Origin of the sequence: Zobellella maritima (assembly GCF_003075035.1) — a bacterium.
GTDB classification, from domain to species: domain Bacteria; phylum Pseudomonadota; class Gammaproteobacteria; order Enterobacterales; family Aeromonadaceae; genus Oceanimonas; species Oceanimonas maritima.
In genome coordinates, this window is the sequence record NZ_QCZE01000007.1 from 37,854 (window position 1) to 48,442 (window position 10,589).

12 protein-coding genes are annotated in these 10,589 nt (G+C 59.1%); 7 read left to right on the plus strand and 5 right to left on the minus strand.

Annotation, left to right across the window (positions count from 1 at the left end; genetic code table 11):
* The first annotated feature begins 4 nt into the window (after nt 1–4).
* The 6 genes from gluQRS (at nt 5) to panD (ending at nt 4,922) form a co-directional block, all read left to right on the plus strand.
* On the plus strand, nt 5–910 hold the full coding sequence (gene gluQRS / locus DCS96_RS17550) for a tRNA glutamyl-Q(34) synthetase GluQRS (protein WP_116475714.1): 906 nt from the start codon (nt 5–7) through the stop codon (nt 908–910).
* A 90-nt stretch (nt 911–1,000) separates the two neighbouring features.
* The gene (gene pcnB / locus DCS96_RS17555) at nt 1,001–2,362 is read left to right on the plus strand and encodes a polynucleotide adenylyltransferase PcnB (RefSeq protein WP_232818317.1); all 1,362 of its coding nucleotides are present in this window, start codon (nt 1,001–1,003) and stop codon (nt 2,360–2,362) included.
* On the plus strand, nt 2,359–2,847 hold the full coding sequence (gene folK, locus DCS96_RS17560) for a 2-amino-4-hydroxy-6-hydroxymethyldihydropteridine diphosphokinase (protein ID WP_116475716.1): 489 nt from the start codon (nt 2,359–2,361) through the stop codon (nt 2,845–2,847). The genes pcnB and folK overlap by 4 nt, the downstream gene beginning before the upstream one ends.
* A 12-nt stretch (nt 2,848–2,859) precedes the next feature.
* Nucleotides 2,860–3,654: a 3-methyl-2-oxobutanoate hydroxymethyltransferase gene (panB, locus tag DCS96_RS17565; RefSeq protein WP_116475717.1), complete on the plus strand. Its 795-nt coding sequence runs from the start codon at nt 2,860–2,862 to the stop codon at nt 3,652–3,654.
* A gap of 9 nt (nt 3,655–3,663) precedes the next feature.
* Nucleotides 3,664–4,509: a pantoate--beta-alanine ligase gene (panC, locus tag DCS96_RS17570; protein WP_116475718.1), complete on the plus strand. Its 846-nt coding sequence runs from the start codon at nt 3,664–3,666 to the stop codon at nt 4,507–4,509.
* A gap of 26 nt (nt 4,510–4,535) precedes the next feature.
* Nucleotides 4,536–4,922 carry an aspartate 1-decarboxylase gene (gene panD / locus DCS96_RS17575; RefSeq protein WP_456300737.1) on the plus strand — a complete coding sequence of 129 codons (387 nt, stop codon included), beginning with the start codon at nt 4,536–4,538 and terminating at the stop codon, nt 4,920–4,922.
* A 55-nt stretch (nt 4,923–4,977) separates the two neighbouring features.
* Here panD and DCS96_RS17580 read toward each other — a convergent pair whose 3' ends face one another.
* The 5 genes from DCS96_RS17580 to mpl all read right to left on the minus strand — a co-directional run bounded on the left by DCS96_RS17580 (nt 4,978) and on the right by mpl (nt 9,546).
* Nucleotides 4,978–5,751, minus strand: coding sequence for an ABC transporter permease (locus DCS96_RS17580; protein WP_116475719.1), 774 nt, complete (start codon nt 5,749–5,751; stop codon nt 4,978–4,980).
* Nucleotides 5,748–6,671 carry an ABC transporter ATP-binding protein gene (locus DCS96_RS17585; protein ID WP_116475720.1) on the minus strand — a complete coding sequence of 308 codons (924 nt, stop codon included), beginning with the start codon at nt 6,669–6,671 and terminating at the stop codon, nt 5,748–5,750. The genes DCS96_RS17580 and DCS96_RS17585 overlap by 4 nt, the downstream gene beginning before the upstream one ends.
* A 105-nt stretch (nt 6,672–6,776) precedes the next feature.
* Complete coding sequence (gene hpt / locus DCS96_RS17590; RefSeq protein ID WP_116475721.1) at nt 6,777–7,307, minus strand: hypoxanthine phosphoribosyltransferase; 531 nt, start codon at nt 7,305–7,307, stop codon at nt 6,777–6,779.
* A 243-nt stretch (nt 7,308–7,550) separates the two neighbouring features.
* Nucleotides 7,551–8,195, minus strand: coding sequence for a flavin prenyltransferase UbiX (locus DCS96_RS17595; RefSeq protein ID WP_116475722.1), 645 nt, complete (start codon nt 8,193–8,195; stop codon nt 7,551–7,553).
* A complete protein-coding gene (gene mpl / locus DCS96_RS17600; RefSeq protein ID WP_116475723.1) occupies nt 8,182–9,546 on the minus strand; it encodes a UDP-N-acetylmuramate:L-alanyl-gamma-D-glutamyl-meso-diaminopimelate ligase in 1,365 nt (454 codons plus the stop codon). The genes DCS96_RS17595 and mpl overlap by 14 nt, the downstream gene beginning before the upstream one ends.
* Nucleotides 9,547–9,741: 195 nt before the next feature.
* Between mpl and ppa the strand changes: the two genes are divergently transcribed.
* Nucleotides 9,742–10,272: an inorganic diphosphatase gene (gene ppa, locus DCS96_RS17605; RefSeq protein WP_116475724.1), complete on the plus strand. Its 531-nt coding sequence runs from the start codon at nt 9,742–9,744 to the stop codon at nt 10,270–10,272.
* The last annotated feature ends 317 nt before the right edge of the window (nt 10,273–10,589 follow it).

Here is a 10,589-nt window from a genome sequence, read left to right on the forward strand (position 1 = left end):
AACCATGACCGCATCCACGCCCGACCGCTATATAGGGCGTTTTGCTCCCTCTCCTAGCGGTCCCCTCCACTTTGGCTCCCTGGTTGCAGCCCTCGGCAGTTATCTGCAGGCCAAGGCCCACCGGGGGCTATGGCTGCTGCGTATCGAAGATCTGGACCCGCCGCGAGAGGTAGCGGGAGCTGCCGATGCCATACTGCGCACCCTTGACGACTTCGGCCTCCACTGGGATGGGTCCCCTGTCTATCAAAGCCACCGCTATCCCTATTACCAGGCGGTTCTGGATGACTGGGCCAGGCGGGGATTGACCTATTGCTGCCACTGCAGCCGCAAATCGATCAGCGAGGCGGGGGGCTTCTATCCGGGCCATTGCCGAACCCGCCATCGCCCACCCAAGGGCGCCGCGATTCGCCTGAAGATGGACTCCCCCGTCTATGACTTCGATGATCGGCTGCAGGGGCATATCCAGGTACCCGCACCGCTGGCAGAAGAAGACTTCACCGTTCGCCGCCGGGATGGTTTATATGCCTATAACCTGGCGGTGGTGATCGACGACCGGGATGCGGGCATCACCGAAGTGGTACGCGGCGCCGATCTGCTGGAGCCCACGGTGCGCCAGATAGCCCTTTATCGGCTATTGCAGGCCCCCGAACCCGGCTGGGTGCACCTGCCGCTGGCGGTGCACGCCGGCCACAAACTGTCCAAACAGAATCATGCGCCCGGGCTGGATAGCCGCCGTGCGGGAGCCCTGTTGTGGTTGGCGCTGGATTTTCTTGGCCAGCGGCCGCCGGCCGAGCTCAGGGGGGCCGAACCCGGCGTCCTGCTTGCCTGGGGACAGGCTCACTGGAGTCTCTCTTCCATCCCGGCCCATGCCAAGATAGAACTGGATCGTGCGGATGTTTCTCATTTTTAACGCCCTGCGCTATCATAGAGCGCCGATTTTTTAGCTTAAGGCCTTGCGAGGTGTCCTATTTTTTCCCAGATTGCCAGCTTTTGTAAGAAGCTGCTGACCCGACAAGAGGAGGCGTTGCCTTTGCAACCCGTGGTACTGACGCGCGCCGAACATAATATTTCGCGCCAACAAATCAGTGAAAACGCCCTCAAGGTACTCTATCGCCTGAACAAGGCCGGTTACGACGCCTATCTGGTGGGGGGCGGTGTGCGTGACCTGCTGCTGGGCCGGTCGCCCAAGGACTTCGATATCGCCACCAGCGCCACCCCCGAGCAGGTCAAGCACTTATTCAGCAACTGCCGTCTGGTAGGACGCCGCTTTCGCCTGGCCCACGTGCTGTTCGGCCGGGAGGTGATTGAAGTCGCCACCTTTCGCGGTCATCACCATCAGGTCAATACCAATAAGCATATCTCGGCCCAGTCTGCAGAAGGCATGCTGCTGCGCGATAATGTCTACGGCACCATAGAGGAAGATGCCGAACGGCGTGACTTTACCGTCAATGCCCTCTATTACAACATCGCCGATTTCAGCGTGCTCGGCTTTGCCGGCGGCCTGCAAGACCTTGATGCCCGCAAGCTTGAACTGATCGGCGACCCCGAGACCCGCTACCGGGAAGACCCGGTGCGGATGATCAGGGCCGTGCGATTCTCCGCCAAGCTCGACCTCACTATCAGCCCGCGCACGGCGGCACCGATCAAGAGCCTTGCGCCCCTGCTGGCCGATATTCCTCCGGCCCGCCTGTTTGAAGAAACCCTCAAGCTGTTCCTCGCGGGTCAGGGCCTGGAAACCTACAAGCTGTTGCACCAGTACGGCCTGTTTGCCCCCCTGTTCCCGGAAACCGCCGAAGTCATGGGCCAGGGCAACAACCGTTATGGCCACTTTATCGAACTGGCGTTGGCCAATACCGACGAGCGTATCGCCCAGGATCTGCGGGTCACGCCCGCATTCCTGTATGCCGCCCTGTTATGGGGCCCGGTCGAGACCAGAACCCAGGAGTTCGTCAACGACGGTGGTCTGGGTTACTACGATGCCTTCATGCTGGCCTGTGATGACGTCATCGGCCGCCAGGTCAAGACCATCGCCATCCCCAGGCGCTTCAGCTCCGTGGTACGGGATATCTGGCAATTGCAGGAGCGCCTGCCCAAACGGGCCGGCAAGCGTCCCTACCGTTTGCTGGAACATCCCAAGTTCCGCGCCGGCTACGATTTCCTGTTGCTGAGGGCCCAACTCGACCCGCGGCTGAGCGAGCTGGCCGAATGGTGGACCGACTTTCAGCAAGCCAACCCGGTCAAACCCCAGCCACGGCATGCGGATCAGCCCGGTCATCAGCCGGCGTCCGATCATGATGCGGGCAAGCCCAAACCCAAGCGCCGCCGCCCCCGCCGTCATCCGCGCCGGAGAAAAGAAACATGACCCGGGTGTTCGTGGCCCTGGGTGCCAATCTCGGCGATCCACTGGCCCAGATAAGGGCGGCACAGTCGGCACTGACGTCGCTGGCCGAACCCGGCACCCTGCACCACTCGCCCCTGTATCAAAGCCGCCCAATGGGGCCGCAGGATCAGCCACCCTATATCAACGGCGTCTCGAGCTTCGACTGCCGCCTGGCTCCCCACCGGCTGCTTGATGCCCTGCAGGACATTGAGTTGGCATATGGCCGCGAACGCAAGGACGAACGCTGGGGTCCCCGTACCCTGGATCTGGATATCCTGCTGTACGGCGATCTGGTGCTGACCGACGAGCGCCTGACACTGCCTCATTACGGCATGAAAAGCCGGGAGTTCGTGCTCTATCCCCTGGCCGATCTGGCCCCGGATTTGGTACTGCCCTGCGGGACCGCCCTGAGCCAATTATTAGTGACTTGCCCAGCCAATGGTATGACCCGCCTGCCAGGGCAGTAACAGGAACGCAAGATGAGCAAGATAACCACAGCCCGGCTGCTGGACATGAAACAGGCCGGGCAGAAAATCGCCATGATCACCGCCTATGATGCAACCTTTGCCAGGTTATTCGAGCAGGCCGGCGCCCATGCCATCCTGATCGGCGACTCCCTCGGCATGGTGTTGCAGGGCGAAGACAGCACCCTCAAGGTAACGCTCGAAGACATGGCCTACCATACGCGCTGTGTTGCCAATGGTGTTGAAAAGACATTTATCGTCGCTGATATGCCGTTTATGAGCTATAGCACCCCGGAGCAGGCCTGCGCCGGTGCGGCCACCCTGATGCGCGCCGGCGCCCAGATGGTCAAGCTCGAAGGCGGAGAATGGCTGGCTGACACCGTCACCCAGCTGACCCGGCAGGGCATTCCCGTCTGCGGCCATCTGGGCCTGACGCCCCAGTCGGTGCACGTGTTCGGCGGCTTCAAGCTGCAGGGACGCAAGACGGAACAAGCCGAGCAGATCAAGCAACAAGCCCTGGCTCTGGAAGCGGCCGGCATCCAGCTGCTGGTGCTGGAATGCGTGCCAAGCGCTCTCGCCGCCGAGGTCAGCCGGCTGTTGCATATTCCGGTAATCGGCATCGGCGCCGGCCCCGCTACCGACGGCCAGGTACTGGTGATGCAGGATGCTCTCGGACTCACCTCCGGCTATGTGCCAAAATTCACCAAAAACTTTCTGGCCGAGGGCGGCAATGTCAAGGCGGCGATTGAAACCTACGTGGCCGAGGTGGCCGACGGCCGTTTTCCGGGCCCCGAGCACAGCTTTAGTTAAGGAGCCAAGATGCAGCTGGTCAGCACCCTCAACGAGTTAAGACAAACCATCGGCCAATACCGCCGCAGCGGTGAACGCATCGGCTTTGTGCCTACCATGGGCAATCTGCACCAGGGACATATCGAGCTGGTCAATCAGGCGCGCGCCCGCTGCGAGCGGGTGGTGGTCAGTATTTTTGTCAATCCGCTGCAGTTTGATCGGGCCGCCGATCTGGCCGCCTACCCCCGTACCCTGGAGCAGGATTGTCAGCGGCTTGTCGGGCTGGCAGACCTGGTGTTCACCCCGACTCCCGAACTCATGTACCCCCGGGGCCAGGCACAGCAGACAACCGTGGATGTTCCCGGTATTGCCGATGTGCTGGAAGGCGCATTGCGTCCCGGGCATTTCAGGGGCGTGGCGACCGTGGTCTGCAAGCTGTTCAACCTGGTACAGCCGGATCTGGCCTGTTTTGGCGAAAAAGACTACCAGCAGCTGGCCTTGATCCGTAAAATGACCGCAGATCTGAATCTGCCGCTGGAGATCCTCGGGGTCCCCACGGTCAGGGCCGAAGATGGCCTGGCCCTGAGTTCGCGTAACGGTTACCTGAGCGAGCAGGAGCGGAGCCAGGCGCCCGAGCTGGCCGCCACCATGGGTCGGCTGGCTGAGCGGATTCGGTCAGGCGAACGGGATTTTCCGTCCCTGATAGCGACCGCCAGCCAACATTTGGATCAGTCGGGTTTTCGCACCGACGGCATAGACATCGTCGACGCGGATACCCTGAACCCCATCACGGAGCAAAGCCGGGCCGTGGTGATTTTGATGGCCGCCTATCTGGGCAAGGCCAGACTGATAGATAATCAGGTAGTGCCCCTATAAGGGCTTTTGCAATACGGAGAAGTAAGATGGATATGCAACGCATTATGCTCAGGGGCAAGCTGCATCAGGCCCGCGTAACTCACGCAGAACTGAACTACGAAGGCTCATGCGCCATCGATCAGGATCTGCTGGACGCGGCCAACATCAAGGAATACGAGCAGATCGACATCTATAACATCGAGAACGGCGAACGTTTCCATACCTACGCCATCGTCGGTGAGCGGGGCTCCAAGATGATCTCCTTGAATGGCGCCGCCGCCCGCAAGGCCGCCGTCGGCGATCGCATCATCATCTGCGCCTACGCTCCCATGACAGAGCAGCAGATTGAAGGCTACAAGCCGAGCCTGGTGTACCTGGACGCGGACAACAACATAGTGCGCACCAGCAAGGATATCCCCCTGCAGCTGGCTTGACCCCCGAGCAGCCGCACTGAACAGTAAAAAGGCAGCCGGTTGGCTGCCTTTTTACTTAGTGGCGCAATCCCCAGCCGGTATGGATCAGGTACCAGGCAGCACCGTAAAACAGGGCGATAAAGCCGATGATGATACCGTAGGCGACGGTCAGGGGGACGTCGCTGATACCCAGGAAACCGTAGCGGAAGGCATTCACCATGTAGAGCACCGGATTGGCATGGGATACCGTCTGCCAGAATCCGGGTAACAGGTTGATGGAGTAGAAGACCCCGCCCAGATAGGTCAGCGGCGTCAGCACAAAGGTGGGGATGATGCTGATATCGTCGAAGGTACGGGCAAAAATGGCATTGAGCAGCCCGGCCAGCGAAAACAACACTGCGGTCAGAAAAACGGTGAACACCACGCTGAACAGGTGGCTGATCTGCAGATCCACAAAAAACAGCGATACCAGGCTGACGATCAACCCCACCAGCAGACCCCGCACCACACCGCCGCCCACATAGCCGGCAATGATCACATAGGTGGGCACGGGGGCCACCAGCAGCTCTTCCACATTGCGCTGAAACTTGCTGCTGAAGAAGGAAGAGGCCACATTGGAGTAGGAATTGGTGATCACCGACATCATGATCAGGCCGGGCACGATAAAGGCCATATAGGAATAACCGCCCATCTCGCCGATCCGTGAACCTATCAGACTGCCGAAGATCACAAAATACAGGGTCATGGTGATCGCGGGTGGCACCAGGGTCTGCACCCAAATACGGGTAAAGCGCACAATTTCCCGGTGCAGTATGCTGTTGAAGGCGATGTAATAACGTTGCGCACTCATGCTGTCGCTCTCCCCTGTTCCACCAGTGTAACGAATAACTCTTCGAGGCGATTGGCCTTGTTACGCATGCTCAGTACCCGAATCCCCTGATCGTTGAGCTGGGCAAAGACACCGTTCAGCCCCTGCTCTTTCTTCACCTCGACCTCCAGGGTATGGCCATCCAATAGCTGCCAGTTAAAGCCGGACAGGAAGGGTTCGCGGCTATCGGTTGCCAAGTCCAGGATAAAGGTTTCCACATTCAGCTTGCCGAGCAGGCCTTTCATGCTGGTATTTTCCACCAAACGCCCCTTGTCGATGATACCGATATTGCGACACAGCATCTCGGCCTCCTCAAGGTAGTGGGTGGTCAAGATAATGGTGATACCCTGCTCGTTGATCTCCTTGAGAAAATCCCACATGGCCCGGCGGATTTCGATATCCACCCCGGCGGTAGGTTCATCCAGGATCAGCAGCCTGGGCTCGTGCATCAGCGCCCGGGCGATCATCAGCCGGCGCTTCATACCGCCGGACAGGGTGCGGGCGGGCATATCCCGCTTTTCCCACAAATCCAGCTGCTTCAGGTAGCGCTCGGCACGGACCTTGGCCTCTTTACGCTCGACCCCATACAGGCCGGCCTGATTAATCACAATCTGGCCCACTTTTTCAAACTGGTTGAAATTGAACTCCTGGGGGACCAGGCCGATCTGGGTCTTCGCCTGTTCCAGCTGGGTATCGATATCGAAGCCGAATACCCTTACCTTGCCGGCCGTTTTGTTCACCAGGGAGGAAATAATCCCTATGGTGGTGGATTTCCCCGCCCCGTTGGGACCGAGCAGGGCATAGAAATCACCTTGATTGACTGCCAGATCTATCCCTTTCAAAGCTTCTACACCGCCGGCGTAGGTCTTGCGCAGGCCATCGATCTCCAGTGCTTTGGTCATGATTGGCTCCATGAAATAAAAACAAATGCCCAGGGGAATGCCCGGGCACAAGACAGGGGTCCGGATGCAAGGCATCGGATTCATTCATATTAATAGGGAGCGCGCTTACTCCAGGGGGATCACCTTGCCGATATAGGGCAGGTTGCGATAGCGCTGGGCGTAATCTATGCCGTAACCCACCACGAATTCGTCGGGTATGGTGAAACCGACCCAGTCGACCGGTACCTCGGCTTCCCGTCGCTCCGGCTTGTCGAGCAAGGTACAGATGGTCAGCGAGGCCGGGCCGCGCAAAGACAGGATTTCCTTTACCTTGCTGAGGGTATTGCCGGTATCAATGATGTCTTCCACGATCAACACATGCTTGCCCTGAATATCATCATCCAGGTCTTTGAGGATACGCACGTCCCGGTTGCTCTCCATGCTGCTGCCGTAGCTGGAGGCGGTCATGAAATCGAGCCGTACCGGCACGGTGAGCTGGCGGCACAGATCGGCCATAAAGATGCAGGAGCCCCGCAGCAGGCCCACCATGACCACTTCGTCGACGCCCTGATAGTGGGTGTTAATCTGTTCGCCCAGGGCCTGAGTTCTGGCATTGACCTCATCGGTGCCGATCAGCACATCCACTCGGTGTTTCATTATTACTGCTCCGTTCGGGTAAATAACACCCGGCTGTGATTAAAGCGGTATTTTAGCGGAATTCCCCCATCTGTGCACAAACGCGGATGCACCATGCGAAGCGGCAGCGAGGTTGCGCTCCGCCGACACGCTTCAAGCCCCTCCATGGGGCGCTGGGCACTATAGGTGTTCACGGCGTGCCGAAGAAGCTGTGCGCTTTGCCTGACGAAAATGCGCGGGACTGGAATCAGCAAGAACTTGTGACTAAGAGTCCGGCTTCAAGCTTTGGTTTTTCTGGCCATAACCCCAGCGTACCACCAGATCCTGATCCAGACCCAGATGATCCAGGATCCGCGCCACCATGAAATCCACCAGATCCTCGATGCCCTCTGGCTGGTGATAAAAGCCCGGGGCCGCCGGCATAATGGTCACCCCCATGCGAGCCAGTTTTAGCAGATTTTCCAGGTGGATCTCGGATAGCGGCGATTCCCGGGGCACCAGGATCAGCTGACCTTTTTCCTTGATCACCACGTCGGCGGCGCGCTCGATCAGGTTCTCGGAGGCGCCGCTGGCAATGGAGGCCACCGTGCCCATGGAACAGGGACAGATCACCATGCGCCGGGGGGCGCCCGAGCCCGAGGCCACCGGCGAGAACCATTCCTCCTTGCCATAGGCCCGTACCTGGCCAGGTGCGGCGCCGTAGCGTTCACACAAATAAGCGGACAGCTGCTCCGGCTTGGCCGGCCATTGCTCTCCCTGCTCGGTCGCCAGGACCACACGAGCGGCACTGGATACCAGCAGGTGCACCTGCATGCCGGCCGCCAACAGCTGGCGCAGCAGGGCCAGGGCATAGGGGGCGCCGGACGCACCGCTCAGCGCCAGGGTAATTTGCTGTTCACGCGGGTACATGGTTTGCCCTCAATGCCTGCAACAGGCGTTCGTGGATGCCGCCAAAACCGCCATTGCTCATGATCAGTATCTGGTCTCCGGCCCGTGCCGCATCGACCAGCACGGCGATCAGCTCATCCAGCTGCCGGAACATTCGGCCCTCGGGGCAGGCCGCCGCCGCCGCCGCCAGATCCCATCCCAGCCCGGGCGGCTGGAACAGATAGGTCTGATCCGCCTGGGCCAGGGAGTCCACCAGCTCCTGCTGGTGTATTCCCAGTTTCATGGTGTTGGATCTGGGCTCCAGCACGGCCAGGATGCGGCCGTTGGCCATACTGGCTTTCAGCCCGGCCAGGGTGGTGGCGATGGCGGTCGGATGATGGGCGAAGTCGTCCCATAGCCGAATGCCGGCCACCTCGCCTTTTAGCTCCATGCGCCGCTTCGGTGAGCGGAACAGGTTGAGGGCGGCGATGGCCTCAGCCACCGGCACCCCCGCATGACGCGCTGCCGCCAGCGCCATCAGGCCGTTATGGACATTGTGCAGGCCGATACAGGACCAGTTCACCTCGCCAATTCGGTTGCCGTCCAGCCAGACCGCAAAGCGGCTGCCATCCTGCCCCAACAGCTCGGCCTGCCACTTGCCATCGGCTCCCACATATTCCAGTTCACTCCAGCACCCCATGGATTTTACCGTTTCCAGGGACTCGGTGTGAGTGGGCAGCAGAATACGGCCATGGCCCGGCACCATCCGCACCAGGTGATGGAATTGCCGCTGTATCGCCGCCAGGTCTGAGAAAATATCCGCATGATCAAACTCAAGATTGTTGAGGATCAGGGTGCTGGGCCGGTAGTGGACAAACTTGGAGCGCTTGTCGAAAAAGGCGCTGTCGTATTCGTCGGCCTCAATCACGAAGAAAGGCGCATCACCCAGGCGGGCGGACACCTCGAAGTTGCCGGGCACGCCGCCGATCAGGAAACCAGGCCTGAGACCGCAATCTTCGAGGATCCAGGCCAGCATGCTGGCGGTGCTGGTCTTGCCGTGGGTACCGGCTACCGCCAGCACCCAGCGATCCTGCAACACATGTTCCAGCAGCCACTGGGGCCCCGAGGTATATGGGATGCGGCGATTGAGCATCGCCTCTACACAGGGGTTGCCCCGGCTCATGGCATTACCGACCACCACCAGATCCGGCATCGGCTCGAGCTGGTCCGGATCATACCCCTCGATAAGCTCGATACCCTGCTGCTGCAGCTGTGTGCTCATCGGCGGATAGACATTGGCGTCACTGCCGGTAACCCGATAGCCCAATTGTTTCGCCAGTACCGCCAGGCCGCCCATGAAGGTGCCGCAGATGCCCAGTATATGAATATGCATAGAGTGCCCTTGATGCTGTATTGCGCACATTCTAACAATCCCTCACCACTTTGGGCAGCCGTCTGGCGATCTGTGCGACAGCGGTTATAATGTGGCGCCTATGTAACCGTTACCCATTCGTATAACAGATGCCGTCCGGTAACGGTGATAAACTCGGCCATTGAGCCAATCACGGACAACACTGAAGGAAACGTCATGAGCCTGAACCAGGTACCCGCCGGAAAGAGCCTGCCCGAAGATATCTATGTAGTGATCGAAATCCCCCAGAATGCCGATCCCATTAAATATGAAGTCGACAAAGACACAGGGGCAATTTTTGTCGATCGCTTCATGTCTACCCCCATGTTCTATCCCTGCAACTACGGTTATGTAAACCAGACCCTGTCCCTGGACGGCGACCCCGTGGACGTGCTGGTGCCGACTCCCCACCCCCTGGTACCCGGTTCCGTCATTCGCTGCCGTCCGGTTGGCGTGCTGAAGATGACCGACGAGTCCGGTGAAGACGCCAAGGTAGTAGCGGTTCCCCACAGCAAGCTGACCAAGGAATACGACCATATCCAGGATGTCAACGACCTGCCCGAGCTGCTGAAGGCCCAAATCAAGCACTTCTTCGAGCGTTACAAGGAACTGGAAGCCGGTAAGTGGGTGAAGGTAGAAGGCTGGGAAGACAAGGCCGCCGCTGAAGCCGAAATTCTGGCCTCTGCCGAGCGTTACCAACAAGCCTGAGTTCAGGTACCTGAACCAAACTAAAAAAGAGCACTGTGTGCTCTTTTTTTATGTCTATGATGATGACCGCCCCACAAACACCCGGTCCGGAACAAGCCGCCCGGAGGTATAGGGTTACTTTATCATGGTGGCCAGTATCCCGAGGCTCGAGATATAACCGACAAAGAGAAGCAACCAGATCATTCTGGGCTTACTTTTTTGCATCCGGTGCTCCTGTTGTGAATTTGGTTGCGCATTTTAACACCAATGAAACATGATTAACAATTGGTCGGCGTTCGAAACAGCCGAAAATGTTGCTGTTTTTACTGATCCGGTTC